Origin of the sequence: Streptosporangium fragile (assembly GCF_039534445.1) — a bacterium.
Lineage (GTDB): Bacteria > Actinomycetota > Actinomycetes > Streptosporangiales > Streptosporangiaceae > Streptosporangium > Streptosporangium fragile.
In genome coordinates this window covers 64,066-85,395 of record NZ_BAAAVI010000004.1, presented here as the reverse complement: position 1 = coordinate 85,395, position 21,330 = coordinate 64,066, and the positions used below count along the sequence as shown (strand labels likewise).

General features: G+C 70.0%; 16 protein-coding genes and 2 pseudogenes. 9 read left to right on the top strand and 9 right to left on the bottom strand.

Annotation, left to right across the window (positions count from 1 at the left end; all coding sequences use genetic code 11):
• The first annotated feature begins 167 nt into the window (after positions 1–167).
• Positions 168–1,109 (top strand): EamA family transporter, encoded by a 942-nt coding sequence (locus ABD841_RS04180; protein WP_344968006.1) that lies wholly within the window; start codon positions 168–170, stop codon positions 1,107–1,109.
• A gap of 168 nt (positions 1,110–1,277) precedes the next feature.
• Here ABD841_RS04180 and hisC read toward each other — a convergent pair whose 3' ends face one another.
• On the bottom strand, positions 1,278–2,339 hold the full coding sequence (gene hisC / locus ABD841_RS04175; protein ID WP_344968005.1) for a histidinol-phosphate transaminase: 1,062 nt from the start codon (positions 2,337–2,339) through the stop codon (positions 1,278–1,280).
• 83 nt (positions 2,340–2,422) lie between these two features.
• Here hisC and ABD841_RS04170 point away from each other — a divergent pair, with 83 nt between their 5' ends.
• Entirely contained in the window at positions 2,423–3,037 is a 615-nt protein-coding gene (locus tag ABD841_RS04170) for a Uma2 family endonuclease (RefSeq protein ID WP_344968222.1), read from the top strand.
• A gap of 9 nt (positions 3,038–3,046) precedes the next feature.
• On the opposite strand, the gene ABD841_RS04165 is transcribed toward ABD841_RS04170, so the two are convergent.
• The 5 genes from ABD841_RS04165 to ABD841_RS04145 form a co-directional block, all read right to left on the bottom strand.
• Positions 3,047–3,745, bottom strand: a complete 699-nt coding sequence (locus ABD841_RS04165) for an NUDIX hydrolase (RefSeq protein WP_344968002.1) — start codon at positions 3,743–3,745, stop codon at positions 3,047–3,049.
• A gap of 19 nt (positions 3,746–3,764) precedes the next feature.
• On the bottom strand, positions 3,765–5,588 hold the full coding sequence (locus ABD841_RS04160) for a DUF4434 domain-containing protein (protein WP_344968000.1): 1,824 nt from the start codon (positions 5,586–5,588) through the stop codon (positions 3,765–3,767).
• A 60-nt stretch (positions 5,589–5,648) separates the two neighbouring features.
• Positions 5,649–6,737, bottom strand: coding sequence for a glycosyltransferase (locus ABD841_RS04155; protein ID WP_344967999.1), 1,089 nt, complete (start codon positions 6,735–6,737; stop codon positions 5,649–5,651).
• Positions 6,738–6,757: 20 nt separating this feature from the next.
• The gene (locus tag ABD841_RS04150; RefSeq protein WP_344967997.1) at positions 6,758–8,020 is read right to left on the bottom strand and encodes a nucleotide sugar dehydrogenase; all 1,263 of its coding nucleotides are present in this window, start codon (positions 8,018–8,020) and stop codon (positions 6,758–6,760) included.
• A gap of 129 nt (positions 8,021–8,149) precedes the next feature.
• A complete protein-coding gene (locus tag ABD841_RS04145) occupies positions 8,150–9,784 on the bottom strand; it encodes a glycosyltransferase family 4 protein (protein ID WP_344967995.1) in 1,635 nt (544 codons plus the stop codon).
• A gap of 686 nt (positions 9,785–10,470) precedes the next feature.
• On the opposite strand from ABD841_RS04145, the gene wecB reads away from it, so the two are divergent.
• Together wecB and ABD841_RS04135 are read left to right on the top strand one after the other, a co-directional pair.
• Positions 10,471–11,643, top strand: a complete 1,173-nt coding sequence (gene wecB, locus ABD841_RS04140) for a non-hydrolyzing UDP-N-acetylglucosamine 2-epimerase (RefSeq protein WP_344967993.1) — start codon at positions 10,471–10,473, stop codon at positions 11,641–11,643.
• A 224-nt stretch (positions 11,644–11,867) separates the two neighbouring features.
• Entirely contained in the window at positions 11,868–13,925 is a 2,058-nt protein-coding gene (locus ABD841_RS04135; RefSeq protein ID WP_344967991.1) for a glycosyltransferase family protein, read from the top strand.
• Positions 13,926–14,808: 883 nt separating this feature from the next.
• Here the strand turns inward: ABD841_RS04135 and ABD841_RS40745 are convergent.
• A pseudogene (locus ABD841_RS40745) lies at positions 14,809–15,021 on the bottom strand (protein kinase domain-containing protein); the annotation flags it as partial.
• Between the two features lie 22 nt (positions 15,022–15,043).
• Positions 15,044–15,328 (bottom strand): YiaA/YiaB family inner membrane protein, encoded by a 285-nt coding sequence (locus tag ABD841_RS04125; protein WP_344967990.1) that lies wholly within the window; start codon positions 15,326–15,328, stop codon positions 15,044–15,046.
• A 137-nt stretch (positions 15,329–15,465) separates the two neighbouring features.
• Between ABD841_RS04125 and ABD841_RS40740 the strand changes: the two are divergent.
• Together ABD841_RS40740 and ABD841_RS04120 are read left to right on the top strand one after the other, a co-directional pair.
• Positions 15,466–15,945, top strand: a pseudogene (locus ABD841_RS40740) (Atu4866 domain-containing protein); the annotation flags it as partial.
• Positions 15,942–16,487: a hypothetical protein gene (locus ABD841_RS04120; RefSeq protein ID WP_344967988.1), complete on the top strand. Its 546-nt coding sequence runs from the start codon at positions 15,942–15,944 to the stop codon at positions 16,485–16,487. The pseudogene ABD841_RS40740 and the gene ABD841_RS04120, both read left to right, overlap by 4 nt.
• Positions 16,488–16,579: 92 nt before the next feature.
• Here ABD841_RS04120 and ABD841_RS04115 read toward each other — a convergent pair whose 3' ends face one another.
• A complete protein-coding gene (locus tag ABD841_RS04115; protein ID WP_344967986.1) occupies positions 16,580–17,605 on the bottom strand; it encodes a helix-turn-helix domain-containing protein in 1,026 nt (341 codons plus the stop codon).
• A gap of 731 nt (positions 17,606–18,336) precedes the next feature.
• Here ABD841_RS04115 and ABD841_RS04110 point away from each other — a divergent pair.
• The 3 genes from ABD841_RS04110 (at position 18,337) to ABD841_RS04100 (ending at position 21,181) form a co-directional block, all read left to right on the top strand.
• Entirely contained in the window at positions 18,337–19,146 is an 810-nt protein-coding gene (locus ABD841_RS04110) for an ion transporter (protein ID WP_344967985.1), read from the top strand.
• 204 nt (positions 19,147–19,350) lie between these two features.
• Positions 19,351–20,022: an HAD family hydrolase gene (locus ABD841_RS04105; protein ID WP_344967983.1), complete on the top strand. Its 672-nt coding sequence runs from the start codon at positions 19,351–19,353 to the stop codon at positions 20,020–20,022.
• Positions 20,003–21,181: a helix-turn-helix domain-containing protein gene (locus ABD841_RS04100; protein WP_344967982.1), complete on the top strand. Its 1,179-nt coding sequence runs from the start codon at positions 20,003–20,005 to the stop codon at positions 21,179–21,181. Before ABD841_RS04105 ends, ABD841_RS04100 begins: the two co-directional genes overlap by 20 nt.
• Positions 21,182–21,330: the final 149 nt, after the last annotated feature.

Sequence of the window (21,330 nt, the reverse complement as noted above, 5' to 3'; positions counted from 1 at the left end):
CGCGGAGAAGCCCGGCACCCACCGGGTCTGCCGCGCGGGCGTCGTCGCCGACCTGGAGGTTCCCGTGCCCGTCGCGGGGGACCTCCCAGGTCACGGCGGACCGCTCCCGGTTCCGTGTCCGAACCCCGCGAGTGAAATGTCGGGTCCAACGGCTATTGTCATGAGCTATGGGTCATGACACTGCTGACCGCCGCACGTCGCTCCTCATCTGGGGAGCGCTGGTGATCGTGTACGTGGTGTGGGGTTCCACGTACCTGGCGATCAGGATCGCGATCGAGACGATCCCCCCGCTGAGTAGCGGCGCCGTACGCTTCATCACGGCCGCCCTGGTCCTGGGCGCCGCGGTGTGGCTGCTGAAGGGACGTGCGGCCTTCCGCATGACGGGGAGACAGGCCGGTGGGGCCGCCCTGGTCGGCCTGCTGCTGCTGACCGGCGGCAACGGCATGGTCGCGGTGGCCGAGCAGCACATCTCCAGCGGGCTGGCGGCGCTGCTGGTGGCCTCCGTGCCGCTCTGGCTCGTGATCTTCCGGGTGCTCACCCGCGACCGGCCCCGGGTGCTGACGCTCGCCGGGGTGCTCATCGGGTTCGGTGGGGTGGCGGTGCTCTCGCTGACCGGCGGGAGCGCCGCGGGTGACGGCACCGGGATCGCGGTCATCCTGCTGGCGTCGCTGTCGTGGTCGGTGGGCTCGTTCCTCTCGGCCCGCATCCCGATGCCCGGGGACCCCTTCGCCGCGAGCGCGGTCGAGATGGCCGCGGGCGGCGCCGGGCTGGTGCTGACCGCCCTGGCCACGGGCGAACGCCTCGATCCGGCCGTCGTCTCCGGACGGTCGTGGGCCGCGCTGGCCTACCTGATCCTGGTCGGGTCCCTGGTCGGCTTCACGGCCTACGTGTGGCTGCTGGGCAACGCCCCGATCTCCCTGGTGTCCACGTACGCGTACGTCAACCCGGTCGTGGCGGTCGTGCTCGGCGCGCTCATCCTGAGCGAGCCGGTCACCGGCCCGATGGTCGCGGCGGGTGTGGTGATCGTCCTCGGCGTGGCGCTGGTGGTCTCCACCGAGCGGCGCAGGAGACCTGCGCCGGCACCGGAGGAGGAACGCGCGGCCGTGTAGCCGGGGAGCGCCCCGGAAACCCTCGGCCCGGCCGAAACCTTCAGCCGGGCCGAGAACCCCTCCAGCCGCGCCGAAGGGCCCGGACGCCCGGAAACCTCAGGCGCTCCCGAAGGCTCAGGCGCTCCCGAGGGTTCAGGCGTTTCGAGACGCTCAGGCGCTCCCGGAGGCTCAGGCGTTCCGGAAGGCCGCCGCGGCGGCGAGGAAGGTGTCGTTGGCCTCGGGGGCGCCGACGGAGACCCGGGCGCCCTCCCCGGCGAAGGGCCGCACGGCGACGCCCTCGACCGCGCAGGCCTCGGCGAAGTCGAGCGTGCGCTCGCCCAGCCGGAGCCAGACGAAGTTGGCCTCGGTGGCGGGCACCGTCCAGCCCTGGGCGATCAGGGCCTCGCGGACCCGGTCGCGCTCCTTGACCACCGTGTCGACCCGCTCCATCAACTCGTTCTCGGCGGCCAGCGAGGCGACCGCGGCGGCCTGGGCGAGGTGGTTGACCGCGAAGGGCACCATCGTCTTGCGGACTGCGGCGGCCACCGGCTCGTCACCGATCAGGTAGCCCACCCGGAGACCGGCCAGGCCGTACGCCTTGGAGAACGTCCGCAGCACGGCCACGTTCGGCCGCTCGCGGTAGACGGTGAGCCCGTCGGTCACGTCGGCGTCCCTGACGTACTCGCGGTAGGCCTCGTCGAGCACGACGAGCACGTTCTCCGGGACCCGGTCGAGGAAGGCCGCCAGCTCGGCCGAGTGGACGACCGTGCCGGTGGGGTTGTTCGGGTTGCAGACGAAGATCATGCGCGTGTGCGGGGTGATCGCGTCGGCCATGGCGTCCAGGTGGTGCGTCTCGTCCAGGAGCGGGACGCGCACCGAGGTCGCCCCCGCCAGGTCGGCCAGGAGCGGGTACGCCTCGAACGACCGCCAGGCGTAGATCACCTCGGCGCCCTGCTCGCCGACCGTCTCGAACAGCTGCTGCGCCACCGTCACCGAACCGGCGCCGAGTGCGACGTGCTCGGCCGGCACGTCGTACCGCTCGGCGAGCGCCCGGGTCAGCTCCGTCGCCGCGGGGTCGGGATAGCGGTGCATCGTGGTCGCGGCCCTGGCGACCGCCTCCACCACCGAGGGGAGCGGGTCGTACGGGGATTCGTTCGAGGACAGCTTGTAGGACCGGCCGTCGGCGGACACCACGGCCTTGCCCGCCTTGTAGGCGGGCATCGTGTCCAGGATCGCGCGGAAACGAGGCATGGCCTTACTTTATGAGCAGCGGGCGGATGGGGCATCATCCTGGAAGACTGGAGGTGAGAGGCGTGCCCGACCGGAAGGACGACATGAGCATCGCACCGCTGGCCGACGCGGAGCCCCTACCCGACTGGGCAATCCCCCCCCAAGGTGGTTTCACCGCCGATGACCTGGACCGCCTTCCGGGGATTCCTCCGCACACCGAGCTGATCGATGGCACTCTCGTCTTCGTGAGCCCCCAGACCCGCTTTCACGCCCTCGTGCTTTTCCTCCTGCAGAGAGAGCTCGACCAGGCGGCACCGGATCACCTCCGGGTCGAGCGGGAGATGACGGTGAAGCTGGGACGGCGTCAGCGGCCCGAGCCGGATCTCGTGCTGCTGCACGCGCACGCGCCCTCCGACCTGTCACGGACCTTCTACGAGGCGGCAGACGTGTTCCTCGCCGTCGAGGTCGTCTCCGAGGAATCCGAAGAACGTGATCGCAACCGTAAGCCCCAGTTGTACGCCGAGGCCGGTATCCCCCACTTCTGGCGGGTCGAGAACGTTGAGAACCACCCCACCGTGTACGTCTACGAGCTGCACCCGGCGACCAGGGCGTACACGCTCACCGGCATGCATCGGGACCGGTTGAAGCTCACCCTGCCCTTCGACATCGACATCGATCTGACCGAGATCGACAGGCCCCGGCGGACACCCGGCAGGTAGCGGCGGCCGTCAGGGCCCACCGGCCGCCGCCCGGCCCGGCTCCTCCTTCAGGGAGCGGAGCATCGGCGGGTGCAGCAGCACCGCCGGGCCGCGGCGGTAGAGCTTGGCGGGGCGGCCGCCGTCGCGGGTGGTGGTGCCGCCGGTGGGCACCAGGAAGCCCTCGGCCTTGGTGACCTTGCGGTGGAAGTTGCGCGGGTCGAGCGGACGGCCCCAGACGATCTCGTAGACCCGGCGCAGCTCGGCCACGGTGAACTCCGGCGGGCAGAAGGCCGCGCCCAGGGGGGTGTACTCCAGTTTGGCGCGGGCGCGCTCGATGCCGTCGACCATGATGCGCCGGTGGTCGAAGGCCATCTCGCGCAGCAGCGCGGAGACCGGCTGCCAGCTCATGTGGGCCTCGGTGGAGGCGGGCAGGTCGGGGGCGAGGCCGAGGTAGGCCACGCTGAGCACGCGCTGACGCGGATCGCGGTCGGGGTAGCCGTAGGTCTGGAGCTGCTCCAGGTGCACGGGGGCGCCGGGCAGGCCCGCCCGCTCGGCGAGAACCCGGGCCGCGGCGGCGGGCAGGTCCTCGTCGAGCTGGATGAAACCGCCCGACAGCGCCCAGCGTCCTTCGTACGGCGGTTTGTCGCGTTTCCAGACGAGCGCGCACAGCTTCTGGCAGCGCACCGTGAGCACGACCAGATCCACGCTGACGGGAATGCGCGGGACCATGGCAGGCACGTTACACCGGTCAGAGTTGTATGCGGACGTGTAGCGGCTCGGCCGCGGCGCGTCCGTCGGGGGCGGCGACCGAGATGCGGACCCACGTGTCCCCGGGGACCTGGGTCCAGTCGAACGGGATCCACGCCGTCTCCATCCGGACGGGCAGGTTGGGCGGCGGGGTCGTCAGGTTCACCCCGGCCACGTCGACGACCCGGGGCTGGTCCTGGCCCTCCCAGGTGATCGTGACCTTGGAGCCCATGGGCATGTTGTACCCGCGGATCTCGATCCCGTCCTGGATGTCGCGGCCCATGCGGACCGCGTCGACCGCGATGGGCCGGTTCCAGTCGCGGGCGATCTCGTCGGCGAGGGACGGGGAGCCGCAGGTGTAGAAGTCGCTCCACATGTAGGAGACGACCTTGGAGACGTACCGCCCGACCATGGCCACGGCCCGGTCGAGCCGCTCCTTGTCGGTGCGCCCGCGGGTGCCCGCCCGCTCGGCGCAGAACTCCTGGTCGGAGGGCTCGAACGCCTCCACGTTGGCCCAGAGCTGCACGTTGAAACCCTGCTCGACCATCTTGTCCCGGGCGACGGACATCTCCCGGTAGTAGTCGCGGGTCGAGCCGTGGTAGGCGGTGTCGTTGGTCGTCTCGCCGACGACGGGCCGCAGGCGCTCGTCGACCTTCTCCTCGCGCTCGTCGGGCCAGAACAGGCCGACCTTGCCGGTGCCCCGGCTGTCCTGCGGCGCGATGATCCCGACACCGGTCCTGGCGAGGGCCTCGAAGCCCCGGGCGACCTGCTTCGGGGTGGCGCTGAACGGCAGGCGCTTGCGGGCGTCGAGATAGGGGCTGACCAGGATCGGCCGACCGGGCATCTCCTGCTCGACGATCTCGTGCTGCGAGGCGTAGACCTTGAGCGTCGGGTGGTCGTCCTCGGCGTTCCCGGTGTACTTCATGTCGCGCATCTGCAGCTCGAACGGCTGGTAGAAACCGCCCAGCGAGGCCCGGTCCCGGAACCGGTCGCCGTAGTCCTGCATGATCCGCCGGGTCAGCGTGGTGAGGGTGTCGGTGCCCTTCTTGGAGGCCCGGGTCTTCTGCGCCGGGTCGCGCGGGGCCAGCGGCAGCGCGGGGAAGACCTTCACGCCGAACTGATCACCGAGGTCGAGCAGCTCGGTGAGGCTGTCGTCCCGCGCTCCGGCGATCAGGATCACGTGGTAGCCGCGGCCCCTGTTCCTGATGTTCTCGCAGCCCGCGTCGTCGCTGCCGTCGTCGGGGGCGACGATCCGGTAGAAGACCGTCCTGCCGACGGTGATCTTCCGCTCGAACTCGGGGCAGCGGAACAGGCCGGGACCGAAGGCCTCGTCGGTGCGGTAGACGAACGTCCAGCTCACCCGGTTGCCGGGATTGGCGGCCTTGAGGTCGTTCTCCGCCGCGGCGGCGCACGGCACGCCGTTCTCCTGGCACGGCTCGTAGCGGGGGTCGACGTTCCTCTCGCTGTCGAGGATGCGCCCCTCGGAGTCGAGCGGGCGGGCCTGGAGACCCCAGCCGATCCGGATCACGGTGTCGCCGCCCACCCGGTGGATGGCGCCGAACTGCCGCCGCCAGGTGCAGTGGTCGGTGGTGGGGATGAGCCAGTAGCCGGTGACCGCGTACGGCGACGGCATGGCCGTGTCGAACGTCCCGCAGGGGTCGGTGAACTCGGTCGACTTCGGAACGGGCACCGCGGCGGACCCCGAGGGCGACGCGACCGGAGAGCTCCCGCTGCTCGGGGTGCTCTCCCCGATCGGTACGACCAGTACGACCGCCGCCACCGCGGCGATGATCGCCACACCCAGGAAGGCGATGAGCCAGCGCACGTTCAGGACACTACCGTTCTTGTGATCAGGCGGGCATAAACCGTTTCGCCATACAAGAGGTCAGTTCTTGGCGCTCGCCCACGCCTCCAGCTGGGCGACGAACCGGCGTGCCGAGTTGGGCCAGTGGTGATTCGCACGGGCCGCCGCATACCCACGGGCGCCCTGGGCATGCCGCTCACGGACGTCGTCGCGCAGGTACAGCACGGCCTGCGCCACGGCCTTGGGGTCGTTCCAGGGCACGACCATGCCGCTGTCGTACCGCTCGACCAGCTCCACCGCGCGAGGCGACGGAGTGGTGATCACCGGGATCCCGTGGGCCATGTACTCCACGATCTTGGTGGGCATGGAGTGCCGGTAGTTGGGCTCGTCGTGCAGCAGGGAGAGCCCGGCCAGCGCGCCGTCGAGCCGTTTGAGCGCCTCGTCGTTCGGCATGAAGTCACGCCACTCCAGCACGCCCTCGGCCACCGCCTCGTTCAGCGTCGGCCGTGACTGCGGGTCGGCGTAGCCGATCAGCTCCACCGCCACCCGGTACGGCTGAAGCAGCCGGGCCACCTCGATGGCCTCGCGCACCCCGCGCGCCTCCGAGAGCCAGCCGAGGTAGACCACGCGGTCGTCGCCCGGCGCGGTCACCTCGTCGGGCACCCAGGTCTCGTTCGGCACCACCAGGTGGGTCTGGCGGAACCGCCCGGCGTAGGCGGTCTCGGCCAGCAGCAGGTGCAGGTGGCGCTCGGCGGTGCCCTCCAGCAGCCGGGCCAGGAACCGCACCGGCGGGCGCAGGAACGCCGGGAGCCACGGCTTCAGCGAGAGCGTCGCCGGGGTGTCCTCGTGGACGTCCCAGACCACCGGTGGCCGCCTGCGCACGCCCGCCACGGCGAGCAGCAGCTCGGGGTCGTGGATGACCGCGAGGTCGACCTGGTCGCGCATGCGCTTGAAGACCTTGCGCGCGGCGCGCACGGCCGCCAGGCGCTTGCGCTCGGCGGCCCGGGGGAGGTCGACGGCGTTCACCCAGGGGCGGGCCATGACGCCCCGCGCCGTATACGGCGCGGCATACGTGACCTCATGACCGGCATCCACGAGCGCGCGGATCTGCCGGTGCAGGATCCGGGCGTCCTCGGGGTGATGCACCACCGTCATGACGAGCACGTGCACTGCGCGCAGCCCTTTCGTCGCTAGAGCCGCTCGACGCGTTCACCCTCGGCGAGCACGCCTCGGGTGTCGAGCACGAGCTTGCCGTGATCCTCGACAATCGACAGGTCGAAGGCGGAGTGCTGCTGCAGCAGCAGCGTCACGTCCGCCTCGGCGACCGCCCTGGCGAGGTCTTCCTCCCGCGGCACCGGTGTGCCGTCCACCCGCCATTCCTTGACGTACGGGTCGGCGAAGACCAGATCGGCGCCCAGCTCCCGCAGCGCCCGCGCGACCGGCAGCGCCGGAGTCTCGCGCTCGTCGGCGATGTCGGGCTTGTAGGTGACGCCGAGCAGCAGCACCCTGGAGCCGTTGACGGCCTTGCGGTCCCGGTTGAGCAGGCGCTGCACGCGGGCCACCACGTACGCCGGCATCCGCTCGTTGATCTCCTGGGCCAGCTCCACGAACCGGAACGGGTAACCCAGCTTGCGGACCGTGTACGACAGGTAGGACGGGTCGACGGGGATGCAGTGGCCGCCGACGCCGGGTCCGGGCAGGAACTTCTGGAAGCCGAACGGCTTGGTGGCCGCCGCCTCGATCGCCTCCCAGAGGTCGACGCCGAGCTCGTCGCAGAAGATCGCCATCTCGTTGACGAGGGCGATGTTGACGTGCCGGTAGGTGTTCTCCAGGAGCTTGGCCATCTCGGCCTCGCGGGTGCCGCTGACCGGCACGACCTGCTCGATGAACTGGGAGTAGAACCCGACCGCGCGCTCCCGGCAGGCGAGCGTGTAGCCGCCGACGACCTTCGGGGTGTTGCGCAGGCCGTACTTCGGGTTGCCCGGGTCGATGCGCTCGGGCGAGAAGGCGAGATGGAAGTCGACGCCCGCGACGAGGCCCGAGGTCTCCAGGATGGGACGGGCGACCTCGTCGGTGGTGCCCGGCCAGGTCGTGGACTCCAGGACCACCAGCGTGCCCGCCCGCAGGTTGCGGGAGACGGTGGTGGTGGCGCCCTCGACGGCCGACAGGTCGGGACGGTGGTCCTCGTCCAGCGGGGTCGGGACGCAGATGACGATGGTCCGGCTGTCCGCGAGCACGGACTCGTCCAGCGTGGCGCTGAAACCGCCTGCCAGCATGTGCTCGAGGTCGGCGTCGGTCAGGTCGTCGATGTAGGAGTGACCCGCGTTCAGGGCCTCCACCTTGGTGGGATCGACCTCGAAGCCGACGACCCGCAGGCCCGCCGCCGTGGCCTCCTTGGCCAGGGGCATGCCGACGTAGCCCAGTCCGATGACAGCCAGGTCGTAGGCAGTCACTGGATGACCTTGGAAAGCCGGAAACAACACTTCATGGTCGCAAAGGCTATCTCAAGTCCGAACGAGCCACGCCTAATGCGATTGAACGCATCACAAACGGCTGGGTTGTCAGTTACCAACATAGGGCCATCAACCAGCAATCGATCGGTAGATTTCACGGTACGTCTCCGCGACCCGACTCCACGTGCGCTTCGCCGCCACCTCGGCCCGTCCCGCCTCGCCCATCGCGGCCCTGCGCTCGGGGTCGTCGCGCAGCCCGGCGACCGCCTCGGCGAGTTTCTCGGCGTCGCCCGCGGGCACCAGAAGCCCGGCTCCGTCGGAGCCCACGAGCTCCGACAGGGCGGGCAGGTCGCTCAGCACGACCGGCTTGCCGAGGGCCATCGCCTCGACAGGTTTCAATGGCGTAACAAGCCGGCAGACCCGCAGGTCCTCGCGTGGGCAGACGAAGATGTCGATGGCCGACTGCGCCTGCAGGGCCTCCTCCGGGCCGACCCGCCCCGGCAGGATCGCGATGTCGCCCAGCCCCAGTTCCTCGACCTGCTCCAGCAGCGCCGGCCGCTCCGCGCCGTCACCGACGAGCAGCACCTTGACCGGTGCGCCCCCGTCCCGGAGCAGCGCGGCGGCGCGGATCATGGTCGCGAAACCCTCGTAGGCCACGATGCTCGACACCGAGCCCATGACGATGTCGCCGGGCTCGATGCCGTACGCGGCGCGGAAGGCAGACCCGTCGTACTCGGCGGTCAGCAGCGAGTCGTCCACCGCGTTGGGCGCCAGGTAGATCTTTTCCCTGGGCACGCCCCGCTCGACGATCTCGGCGGCCATGGTCTCGGCGAGGGTGACCACGGCGTCGGCGGAGCGCATGATGAACGCCTCGCGGTCGCGCTGGAGCACGTGCCGCTGGCTGCCGACGCGCTTCGGGTCGCGTGAGGCCCAGGTCTCCTCCAGGAAGCCCCGCACCTCGTAGACCATCGGCGTACCGGTCCGCTCGCGCACGGCCAGCGCCACCGAGCCGTTACGGTGGTCGGTCGCGGCGTGGAGCACCTGCGGCCGGAGCGTCCTGACCAGCTCGGTCACCTCGGCGGCGCCCTTGATCATCCGCCCGTGGCTCTCGAAGGGCACCTCGCCGCCCGAGGGGATCAGCCGGTGGTAGGGGATCCCGTCGATCTCCTCGTACGGGGTGGCGTCGGCGTAGCCCTGCATCATCGGCCAGCCCCAGCTGGTCACCACGTGCGGGTCCAGCCCGGCGGCCTTCTGCGCGGTGACGATCCGATGCGTGCGGACGGTGTATCCGGCCTGGGTGTACGGCAGGGCGTTGGTGACGCAGTGCAGCACCCGGCCCCGGAGCCGCTCGCCCACGATCACCTTCTCCCTGGGCGGGATCGGGTTCGGCTGGATCGCGGCCAGTTCACCGGCGTAGTAGGCGGCCCGGCGCCTGATGAACGGGTAGCGGGTGTGGCTCTGGAGCGCGGCGACGGCCTCGCTCATCCGGCCCGCGTCGAAGTGCTCCTTCGCCTCGGCCCACGGGCCCTTGACCATGCGCATGCCGAGCTTGCGGACGACCACCTTGGCGCGGCGCGCGACCGGCCACGCGAAGCGGCCCACCATGGGGCGGAGCTTCGGCGGGAGCGTCTCGGCCGCCGCCTGCGCCACGCGCACCGGGTCGGACTTGACCTTCGTCGCCACCACCCGGGAGACGACCACCGGATGCTGGAGGAACCCCTTGATCAGTCCCCGTAGCCCGGCGCGGGCCTTCGCGGCCGACATCGGGCGCCGGGCCCTGCTCGCACCGCCCGTCCCGCCCACCGGGGCCGGTGTTCCAGGGGCCGGTGTTCCAGGGGCGGGGGACGCGGTCACGGTCGTGGGAGGTGAGGAGACCTTGGAGGTGTCGGGGGCGTCTGCGGATGCCGAGGCCGGGGGCGCCTGGGAGGTGTCCGGCGCGCTCGGGGCCGGATCCGGCGCGGCCTGGGATGTCTCCGGTACGGCCGGGGCGGGATCCGGACCCGCGCTCCGAGCCGCGTCCGGTACGGCCGGGGCGGGATCCGGTGCGCTCTGAGCCGTGTCAGGCGCGGCGTCGTCGGGCGTCTCCGGTGCGGTCCCGGACGCGTCCGGCGCGGCGGAAGCCGCCTCCGCCTCGGGCGCGGCCCGGGGTGTCTCTGACGCCGGGGGCGTCACCGGATCGGCGTCCGCCGCCGGGGCCGGGGGCTCCACCGGCCCGGAAGATTCGGCGTCCGTCGCCGGGGCCGGGGACTTCACCGGCCCGGGAGGTGTCGCCGGGGCCGGGGACTTCGCCGGCTCAGGAGGTGTCGGGGACGTCCCCGCACCCGCGGGTGCCGCCGGACCGGAGGGCTCCGCCGGAACCGAGGGGGACTCTGGTCTGTTGGCGTCGGAAACCACGCCGTGACCGTACCATAGGCAACGTTTGCCCCACTGCCGCATGAAAGGCGAGGTCAATGAGGGACTTTGCCCGTCCGGGCGCTGCTCCGGGCCCCGAAAATCCCCTCGTCCTGCACGTGCTCGGCGCGCGGCCCAACTTCGTGAAGGCCGCTCCCGTGGTGCGGGCGCTGGCGGAACTGGGCGTGCGGCAAGGCATCGTCCACACCGGCCAGCACTACGACGCGCTCATGTCGGACGTGTTCTTCGCCGACCTCGGCCTCCCCGAGCCGATCGCCAACCTCGGCGTCGGGTCCGGATCGCACGCCCGCCAGACGGCGGCCCTGCTGACCGGCCTGGAGGACGTGGTCCTCGCCCAGCAGCCCGCGCTGGTCGTCGTCTACGGCGACGTGAACTCCACGCTGGCCGCGATCCTCGTCTGCGCCAAGCTGCACGTCCCGACCGCGCACGTCGAGGCGGGCCTGCGCTCCTTCGACCGGGAGATGCCCGAGGAGGTCAACCGGGTCGTCACCGACGCCCTCTCCGACATCCTCTTCGCCACCTCGCCCGACGCCCTGTCGCACCTGGCCGCCGAGGGCGTCGACCCGGCCCGGGTCCACCTGGTCGGCAACCCGATGATCGACAGCCTGTTCTCCGCGCTGGACCGCCTCGACCCGGCACCGGTCCGGACCCGTCTCGGTCTCGGCGAGCGGTACGGCGTGGCCACCCTGCACCGCCCCGCCAATGTGGACGACCCGGCCTCCGCCAAGGAACTGGTCGACGCGGTACGGCAGGTGAGCGAGCGGCTGCCGATCGTGGTGCCGCTCCACCCGCGCGGCCGGACCCGCCTGGCCGAGGCCGGCCTGGTGGACGGCGAGAACCTGTCGATCATCGACCCGCTGGGCTACGTGGACTTCCTGTCCCTGGTCCGGGGCGCGGCGCTGGTCGTCACCGACTCCGGCGGTGTGCAGGAGGAGACCACCATGCTGGGCGTCCCCTGCCTCACGGTCCGCCCCAACACCGAGCGGCCGATCACCGTCAGCCACGGCACCAACCGGCTGGTCACCCCGGCGCAGCTGCCCGCCGCCGCCGAGCGCGCGCTGGCCGACGGCGCCGCGACGCCCTCGGGCGAGCTGCCCCCGCTCTGGGACGGGAAGGCGGGCCCGCGGATCGCCCGGGTGATCGAGACCTGGCTCCGCGGCGGCAACCTCTCCCCGGCCGCGCAGGGGGTCGTGCGGCCCCGGCCCGAGTAGGCGCCCACCGGCCCCGCGGTTCCGCCCCCGGCCTCCCGCGGCGGCGTCCGCCCCGGGGCCGCGCCCGTCCCCACGCGGGCCGCGTATCCCCGTACGCGTACGTCCACGGCGCAGGCCGTCCCGATCATCCGCGGCACGATCCATACTGCCCAAATCTCCGTAAAGCGGCCATTGAGGTACTGCTCCGGCCGTACCATGTCACGACCCGGACAAAGGCGATCCCCATGAGCGAAGAGACCCCTGAAGAGCCGAAGTTCAAGCGTCTCGGGCCGGTCAACTGGCTGCCCGAGGAGCGCAAGGTCATCGAGCGTTTCGAGGAGCGCGTCCAGGACCTGGAGCGGCGGCTCGCCATCGCCGAGGCCAAGGCCGAGTACGCCCAGTGGAAGCTGGAGTCGACCAAGGTCCAACGCCCCTACCGGGTGGCCGAGGCGCTGACGGCGGCCAAGGGGTCCGGGGTCACGGCGCTGCCCGGCAAGCTCCGCTCCGCGATGCAGGAGCGCAGGGGGCCCAAGCCGCCCCGGCCGGTGAGCGAGGTGATCGAGGAGCTCGACAACCGGGGGCCCGCGGTCGACGTGCCCAAGGTCAAGTGGCCGGACGGCCCGATCCTCCGCCCCGGCCTGAAGGTCGCGGTCATCCTGGACGACTTCTCCCGGATGGCCTTCAAGTACGAGTGGGACCAGATCGAGTTCGGCCTGCGCGACTGGCCGGAGATCTTCGCCGAGCGCCGGCCCGAGCTGCTGTTCGTGGAGTCGGCCTGGCACGGCAACCAGGGCCGCTGGCGCTACCAGATGACCGGGACGAACGCCCCCAAGCCCGAGCTGCGCGCCCTGATCGACTGGTGCCGCGCCGAGGGGATCCCCACGGTCTTCTGGAACAAGGAGGACCCGCCGAACTTCGACTTCTTCATCGACACGGCCAAGCTGTTCGACTACGTCTTCACCTGTGACGGCGACATGGTCCCCCGCTACCGGGAGGTGCTGGGCCACGACCGGGTCGACGTCCTGCAGTTCGCGGCCCAGCCCCGGGTGCACAACCCGATCCAGGACAAGCGCGGGCGCCTGCACGACGTGGTCTTCGCCGGCATGTACTTCCGGGACAAGCACCCCGAACGCCGCGAGCAGATGGAGACCGTCCTCGCCCCGATCCGCGAGCTCGGCCTGCACATCTTCGCCCGCAACGGCACCGTCGACGAGAAGTACGCCTGGCCGAAGGAGTACGTCCCGCACATCGTGGGCGAGCTCCCCTACGACCAGATGCTGGCCGCGTACAAGATGTACAAGGTCTTCCTCAACGTGAACTCGGTCCTCGACTCGCCGACCATGTGCGCCCGCCGGGTCTTCGAGCTCTCGGCCTGCGCGACCTCGATCGTCTCGGGCTGGTCGCGGGCCATCGAGGAGACCTTCGGGTCGCTGATCCCGATCGCCCGGGACGAGCTGGAGTCGTACAACCAGGTCCTCCACCTGGTCAACAGCCCCGAGCTCCGCGCCCGCCAGGGGCACCTGGCCATGCGCGAGGTCTTCGACAAGCACCTGTTCTCGCACCGCGTGGACCAGATCCTCCAGGTCCTCGGCAGGCCCGTCCAGCCCAGGACCCGGTCGATCTCCGTCGTCCTGCCCACCAACCGGGCCTCCCAGATCGAGCACGCGATCTCCTCGGTGGCCAAGCAGATCCACCGGCCGGTCCAGCTCATCATGGTCCTGCACGGTCTCGACATCGACCCGGTCGTCGTCGCCGACAAGGCCCGCATGGCCGGGGTCACCGACGTCGTCGTGCTCCCCGCCGACTCGTCGCTCTCGCTGGGCGCCTGCCTCAACATGGGCATCGCCGCCGCCGAGGGCGAGCTGATCGCCAAGATGGACGACGACAACCTGTACGGCGAGCACTACCTGTCGGACCTGGCCCGCGCCTTCGACTACTCCGACGCCGAACTCGTCGGCAAGGGCGCCCACTACGCCTACTTCGAGGGCAGCAACACCACGATGCTGCGCCTGCCCGGCCTGGAGCACCGCTACGCCTTCCTCGTCCAGGGCGGCACCTTCCTCGGCAAGGCCGACATGTTCCGCCACTACGGCTTCGAGGACGTCACCCGGGGGGAGGACACCCGCCTGGTCCGCCGTCTGAAGGAGGACCGCGTCAAGATCTACTCCGCCGACCGGTTCAACTTCGTCTACTGGCGCAGCGGCGACGCGGGCAAGCACACCTGGCAGGCCGACGACATCAAGCTCACCCGCAACGCCCAGTTCTCCTTCGTCGGCCACCCCGAGGACCACGTGATGATCTGACGCTCTCCGGCCGGGGTGGCAGCCCTGGATCGCGACCCCGGCGTCGCGGTCCGGGGGCGACGGTCCCCGGCGGGGCGGTCCGGGCGGCGGCCCGGCGGAAGCCGTCCGGGTGACCACCGCCGGGCGCGCTCTCCGGCGGCAGGACCGGTCGTCACCTCCCGGTGATCAGCAGGTTCCTGAACGTGCCCATCGTCGGCAGGATGACGTCCACCGTCCTGGTGTCTTCGGGAACCTTGCGGAACACGGCGTACAGGTGCATGGACTGGCCCGCTTCCAGGATCGTGGTCGCCGCCCAGCTCGTGCACGCGCACTTGTCGCCCTCCCGGAAGGGCTGGAGCGGGAAGGTCTCCCCGGGCACGAAGAGCTGGATGTTCTGCAGGTCGTTGACCTGATTGCCGTTCAGCCCGCTCGCCAGCAGGTAGTCGAGGTAGATGCGGCCGTCGGCGCTGGTGTTCCTGATCGTGGCCTCAAGCCTGAGGTCGTCGCCCTTCCGGGCGAGAGTGGTGATCTGCACGTGCCCGGGGATGTTCTTCCCCCAGGGGTTGCCGTGGACGAATGTCGCGCCTGCCTGTTTCGTGCCCGGCCTGAGGGTTCCGGTGGGAGCCGAGGGCTTCACCCGTACCGGAGTGGTGATCTCCGCCCGCTCGGGGGGCGTGGAATCCGCCGGGGCCGCCGCTTCCCGGGTCACGGTCGCGGTCGCGGTCAGGAGGACCGTCGACACCGACGGCGTGGGCCGGGCGTTCGCGTCCGTGCCGGCCCACGGCCGCCAGGCCGCCAGCGAGACGCCCGCCGTGACCAGGACGGCCAGCGCGGCGGCCGCCAGCGGTGCGGCCCGGCGTCGCGGCTCGGTCGTGGCGGGAAGCAACGGGGTCCAGGTGTCGCTCACCACCTGCGTGGCCGCGGCCACGCTCGCCTGCTCGGGTGCCATGTAGGCGGGCGTGCCGGACACCACCTCGGACTGCGTGGCGTCGGGCTCGGACAGCCGGGCGATGCCGAAGTCGATGACCCGGGGGCCGACCGCGCTCAGCAGGATGTTGGACGGCTTCAGGTCGCGGTGGACGACCCCGGCCTGGTGGATCGCGGTGAGCTCGGCAGCAAAGCGCTTAACTACGGCGGGGTCAGTCGTTCTTGAACGGGTCGTGCTCGGCCAGCAGCTTGTCCAGCCTGGCCTGGTCGACCCGGTTGACGACGCTGGCCTCCTCGCTCCGGTCCCGGACGCACTTGGCGAGCGTGAAGGTCGACGTCACCACGTAGAGCAGCCCGAGGCCCATGAAGGCCCGCACCCAGGTGGTCACCGGCAGGTAGGCGATCCCGATCCCCAGGGCCGTCACGGACAGCCCGAACGAGATGGCGGCCTGCACGTAGAAGGCGGTCGTCGTCGTGGTCTTCACCGGCTGTGTCATACGGACCATCGTCACGATGATCCGCCTCCGCATCATGGGCGCGGCTACTTAGTTACCGGTGAGTACGATCACCTTGGCGCCTCCGGAGCCGGAGCACTCCGCCGCCGGCCGCCACCACGGGACCCGGGGCGGACGCCCACCGGGATCGGCACTGGACCGATGGCGACCGGGTCGACTACCTTGGTGATCCCGGCCTCCGGACCTTCGGGGACTTCCGAGGCGAGGAACTGCACCACGTCGGCCACGCCATGCGCCCGCGTCGGCCGCTCGGCTGCACCGGCCGACGCCGTCGCCGATCCGGCATCGCCCGGACAACAACCCCGTCTGCAAAGACATCGCCGCCAAGGGTCCATGAAGCGGCTCTCAAGTCCCCTCCAAGGAACATCCAAAGTCGTTCCAAACTCGCCGGGGGATCCTTTCTCCATGCCCCCCGGCAGGCCGGGCACCCCCGCTCAGGGGAGACATGCGTGTCGGTTTCCGGCAGGAGCGGGACGGCAAGCCGGGGTCGGCGTCACATCCAGCACAAAGAGTGGCGGATCGCACTACTTCACCGATGGAGTCCGACAGATCCGATCATCCGCCTTCCGCCACCCGAAAGACGAATGAGAGTTCTTTGAAGAGCTACCGAAGACTCATATCCGCCGCCGTGGCCGCGGCGGTCGCAGTATCGATTCCCGGCCTGACCGCGACGGAAGCGGCAGCCGTCACGACCGGCACGTACGTCCGGGCGACGCTGATGGAAACGACCACCGTGACGGCGGACTGCAGTTCCACCGCGGTCTGGGGCATCGCCGCGGGCGATGGCGCCCGCGAGCGCCATTGGGGAAATTACCAGGTATGCGGGTACCCGGTCGCCGTCGTCACCGTCGGCCAGTGGCAGGACGGCATGGCCGACGAGCTGGACAGCGTGCAGGGCGCGACGGCCATGAAGACAGCCGCCAAAGTAGGCGTCGTCAAAGACGCCCAGTCTCGTTGCATCTACTACATGCCCACCGGCCCCGATCGAAGCCCCACCGTGACCATGAGAAGGAGGGTCTACCATCTTGATCTAGTGGAGCGTAAGTCCGACGGCTCGACCACGGCGGTCGACCATGCCGAGGGTATCGTCGAGGACCGCCCGGCGGTTTCCTGGAGCCCTACCTGCAACACCCGGCCCTGATCACGTAGACGGCGCCGCCGTCGGGCCGTTGCCGGAACCCGGGCGGCCTGCCGGTGACACCCGAATCGGGCGGGCCGGCCGGGCGAGCCGCGTCACCCGGCCGCGGGCGGGGTCGCCGGGGTCGGCCCGGAGCGGCCCGTTGCCGGGACCGCCGAAGCGGGTGAGACGTGCTTTCTGTACTCGCCCGGCGGCATCCCGTACGTCGCCCTGAACGCCCGGTTGAATGACGTGGCGTCGGGGAAACCCCATCGCGCTCCGATCTCCGCGACGCTCCGTCCGTCCAGGCGGCTGTCGGCCAGATCGACGCGGCAGCGTTCCAGCCGCTGTTCGCGGATGTATCCGCTGACGGTCCGCTCCTCCCGCTGGAACAGGTGGTGCAGGGAGCGCACGGAGATGTGGTGGGCCGCGGCGATCGAGGACGGGGACAGGTCGGTCCGGCCGAGGTGGTGCTGCACGAACGTCTTGATCTCCCGCATGAGCACCTGCCGCCGCGTCTGCGTCGGCACCGTCCGCACCGCGTCGGTCACTCCCGCGAGGACGACGGCCAGCAGGTCGATCGCCACCGTGCCCAGCCGGGCGCGTTCGGCCGGTCCCAGCGTCTTCGCCTGCTGCAGGAGCCCCGCCATGAACCGGCCGAGCAACGCGCCCGCCCCCCGCCGTGAGGACAGCGGCCGTGCCACCTGGTCCCGCAACAGTTCCTCGGGCAGCGGCAGCACCCGGCGGGGCAGTTGCAGCGTGACCGTACGGGCCAGGCCGCCCTGGCACAGCACCTCACAGTGGAACGGCCGGGACGTGTCCTGAAGCACCAGGTCGCCGATCGCCAGTTGGGCGCGGCTGCGGTTCTGCTCAGTCCACATCGATCCCGCGCGGACCAGGGTCAGCGTCCACAGCTCCGGGTCCGAGCGCCGGATCAGCCGGGCGGTGCGCGCCGACCTCATGTCGACGAACCGCGGCGCCGTCACGGTGACCGGCCCGAGTTGCAGGATCGTCACCGCCGCGCGGAAGTCGCCGGTCCGGTCACTGCTGATCGCGGTGGGGAACATCTGCCGGGCGGTCAGGTCGCACCACCACTCGAACCGGTCGGCGGCCGGGACCTCGGAGCTGCGCAGCTCGATCACGTCGCATCATCCTCAACGACTGCTCGCAATGACAATAAGTATTCACTGACGGTCAACAGATACCACATATGCCTCTAATGCGATATATCCGCTTTTATTTCCCACACCGGAGGCCATTCTTCGACAAGAAGGAGGTCACTCCCGTGTTCAGCGGAACACTTGGCAAGGCGCGTCCGCCGACGCCCACACCGCCCTTGACAACCGACACACCGGAAGGCGCGATCCGGACGGCGGCCGGACAGGCGATGTCATACGAGAACGAGCCGTACGAAGTCCCGGAATCGGGACGCCGCGAAAGACATCCCGTCGGCCCCTGACACAACGCCTTCGCAGGCCGGAAGGGGCGTTTCTTCCCGCGGTCGCCGACCCGCCGGAACCACCGGTTTTTCAGATGCGATCTCCCCGCCCGCGCCTTCTCGTCCGGGCCCGGACGACCCTCCTTCCCGACGACAGCCGAAATCACCACCCCCAATACAAATACACACAGATCTCGACCGTAATGCGCAAACAGCTCATGATCCGTTGATCACCCCCAGTCCAAGGAGCACCATCGAGACCGTCGCGCACAAGGCGGAGTCCAGGGTTCGCCGTGACACATGCCGTACCGGCGTCCGGAGGCCGGTACGGCATGCGCGGCGACGGGGGGATTGCCCGGTACTGGATCATGGGTATGCCAGTGTGCGGTAATCACCGACCCCCAGGGAGCTGACCACTTGCCAAGGCGCGAACGTGTGCGTTCCTTGCTTGAAACCAGGCTCGTCCAACGGGCCGTCATCGCCGTCATCGTGGTCAACGCGGTCGCGATCGGATGCGAGACCTCGTCGTACCTCATGGACCGGATCGGCACTTTCCTGCACGTCATCGACCGGGCGGCCCTGGCGGTCTTCATCGTCGAACTGGCCGCCCGGCTGTACGCCTACCGGGGGGCGTTCTTCCGCGACCCGTGGAACTGGTTCGACGCCGCCATCGTGGGCGTCGCGCTGATCCCGTCGTCCGGCCCGGCCTCGGTGCTGCGGGCGCTGCGGATCCTGCGCGCGCTCCGCCTGGTGTCGGCCGTGCCCAGCATGCGGAAGGTGGTCGCCGCGCTGCTGGCGGCCATCCCCGGCATGGCGTCGATCATCGGGTTGCTGCTCCTGGTGATGTACATCTCGGCGGTCCTGGCGACCCAGCTCTTCGGCGACATGGCCCCCGAGTACTTCGGCGAGCTGCCCACCTCACTGTTCAGCCTCTTCCAGATCATGACGGGCGAGTCGTGGCCGGACATCGCCGAGAAGGTCATGGACGAGCAGCCCTGGGCGTGGGTCTTCTTCGTCGGCTACATCCTGACGTCGACCTTCGTGGTGCTGAACCTGTTCATCGCCGTCGTGGTCAACGCCATGGACGACCAGAGCACCTCCGCCGAGGAGCAGCGCGCCGAGGACCAGATCACCGCCGTCCTGGAGGAACTGGCCCGCCTGCACGCGAAGATCGACGCGATGCAGGCGGCGGACGGCGGGCACCGGCAGAACGGGCAGCGGCCGCAGCGCGAACTGACCGGCTGAAGGCGCCGCACCACGCCAGGCGCGCGCTGCTGGAGAACACCAGCCGACAGGCGTTCAGCGTTTCGATAGCAGCGGCTCCGTTTCCCAGACGGTCACCGCCACATCCCACGCGAGACGCAGTACGCGGGAAGCACCCGTAGGCCGGGTGCATGAACGCGTGAGTTGGGACTACGGACGGCGATGAACTGGCCTACCCTCCCAGGTGTGGTCAAGGCTGTGGTGTTCGACATAGGCGAGACGCTGGTTCGCGATGACCGGTACTGGGGGTCCTGGGCGGACTGGCTGAACATCCCCCGCCACACCTTGTCCGCTCTGGTCGGGGCGGTGACAGCCCTGGGCATGGACAACGCAGAGGCGGTTCGCATCCTCCGGCCCGGCATCGACCTGCACGCGGCGCGCCAAGCCCGTGAAGAGGCCGGCCAGGGCGAACACCTCGACGAGACCGACCTGTACCCCGACGTCCGGTCCGGTCTGCGGGCCTTGCGCGATGCGGGACTTCGGGTCTGCGTCGCCGGGAACCAGACACGCAAAGCCGGTGATCTCCTGCGAGGGCTGTCGATCCCCGCCGACGCGATCGTCACCTCGGAGGAATGGGGCATCGCGAAACCCGACCCCGGATTCTTCGGCAAGGTCCTCCAGCTCGCCGAGGCGCCTGCTCATGAAACGGTTTACGTCGGCGACCACCCCGCGAACGACATCATTCCCGCCAAAGCTTTCGGTCTGCGCACATGCATGATCCGGCGCGGCCCCTGGGGACACCTCTGGGGAAACGACGCGGCCGCTCTGGACGCGGCGGACTGGCAGATCGACACCATCGCGGAGTTGCCTTCTCTCCTGTCTGGAGAACGGAACAGACATGCCCGGCAAAGCCCTTAGAACCGGTCCAGGAGGGCGCATAGCCGCTGTTCGTGGAGCTCGCCGCATGACTCAGGACGACCTCGCCCGAGCGGCCAACATCTCTCTCAGCATGCTCAGGAAGATCGAGCAAGGGACACGCGCACCCAGCGATTCCGTCCTGGACACCATCGCCGCAGCGCTGGGCGTCGACCCGTCCCGGCTCCTGGGGGACTCCGGCCGTCTTGACGGCCGTGTCCACGACGCGATTCCCGCGCTGCGTGAGGTCATCACCGCATACGACGTTCCCGACGAGGGGCCGGTGCGCCCCCTACCCGCGCTTCGAGTATCCGTTACCGACGCGGTCCAGAAGCGCCTGGGCGCCCAGTACGTACGGCTGTCACAGACCCTTCCCGCACTGCTCAGCGAGCTCATCCGTGGGATTCACAGAGCGGATAACCCTGGCGACATCGCGGCGTTACTCGTGGCCGCCTACCGGGCCGCCGATGCGGTCGCCTACAAATACGGCTACCTTGATCTGTCAGCTCGGCTGATCGAATTGATGCGCCACACCGCAGCCGTTGTGGGGGATCCTCTCCTCAGCGCGTCAACGGCGTATGTGCGGACCGAAAGCTTCTTCGCCGTGCACGCGTACAACGCGGGTTTACGCGCAATCGAGTCCGCGATCGACAACCTGCCGAAAAGCGCAGGACGTCTCCGTCTCGGCGTCCTGGGATCGTTGCACATGCGAGCCGCCGTCATCGCAGCACGAACAGCCAACGCCGACGCCGCTATGACCCATCTAAGTGAGGCGCGGCGACTCGGTGACCTCGTCCCCGAGGACATCTACTACGGGACCGCGTTCGGCCCCTGTTCGGTCCGCGTCCACGAGGTGTCCGTCGCCGTCAGCCTCGGAGACCATCACCTTCAGCTCGCTCTCTTCCTGGGCGACAGCTGGTCGCCGCCGTCGGACATGCCCGCCGAACGCCGATCTGGCTTCTTCATCGAGCTGGCCAGGGCACAGCTGTGGGCCGGTTTGAAGGAAGCGGCCTTCGAGAGCCTGAGGACCGCCAGGAAGATCGCGCCGCAACACACGCGGGAACACCCTTGGGTTCGCGAGGATGCCGAGACCCTGCTGCGCCTGCACCGTGCCAGCAGCGAAAGCCTGGTCTGCTTCGCCGAATGGGTCGGCGTCGCCTGACGATCACTCTGGGGTGACACAAAGTGTGTCACTTCCGCGATGCTCCGCGCAGCACCATGGTGACTGTCCGAAGCACAACGTAGGCGATCCGTTACGATCCGCTTTCCCTGTGCGAAAGGCGGGACCCGCAGGCGCTGACACGCCGTACG

Excerpts from the sequence above, each read along its gene's own strand:
- ABD841_RS04180 (WP_344968006.1), top strand. The coding sequence starts at position 168 with ATGGGTCATGACACTGCTGACCGCCGCACGTCGCTCCTCATCTGGGGA.
- hisC (WP_344968005.1), bottom strand. The coding sequence starts at position 2,339 with ATGCCTCGTTTCCGCGCGATCCTGGACACGATGCCCGCCTACAAGGCG.
- ABD841_RS04170 (WP_344968222.1), top strand. The coding sequence starts at position 2,423 with ATGAGCATCGCACCGCTGGCCGACGCGGAGCCCCTACCCGACTGGGCA.
- ABD841_RS04165 (WP_344968002.1), bottom strand. The coding sequence starts at position 3,745 with ATGGTCCCGCGCATTCCCGTCAGCGTGGATCTGGTCGTGCTCACGGTG.
- ABD841_RS04145 (WP_344967995.1), bottom strand. The coding sequence starts at position 9,784 with ATGTCGGCCGCGAAGGCCCGCGCCGGGCTACGGGGACTGATCAAGGGG.
- wecB (WP_344967993.1), top strand. The coding sequence starts at position 10,471 with ATGAGGGACTTTGCCCGTCCGGGCGCTGCTCCGGGCCCCGAAAATCCC.
- ABD841_RS04135 (WP_344967991.1), top strand. The coding sequence starts at position 11,868 with ATGAGCGAAGAGACCCCTGAAGAGCCGAAGTTCAAGCGTCTCGGGCCG.
- ABD841_RS04125 (WP_344967990.1), bottom strand. The coding sequence starts at position 15,328 with ATGACACAGCCGGTGAAGACCACGACGACGACCGCCTTCTACGTGCAG.
- ABD841_RS04100 (WP_344967982.1), top strand. The coding sequence starts at position 20,003 with ATGCCCGGCAAAGCCCTTAGAACCGGTCCAGGAGGGCGCATAGCCGCT.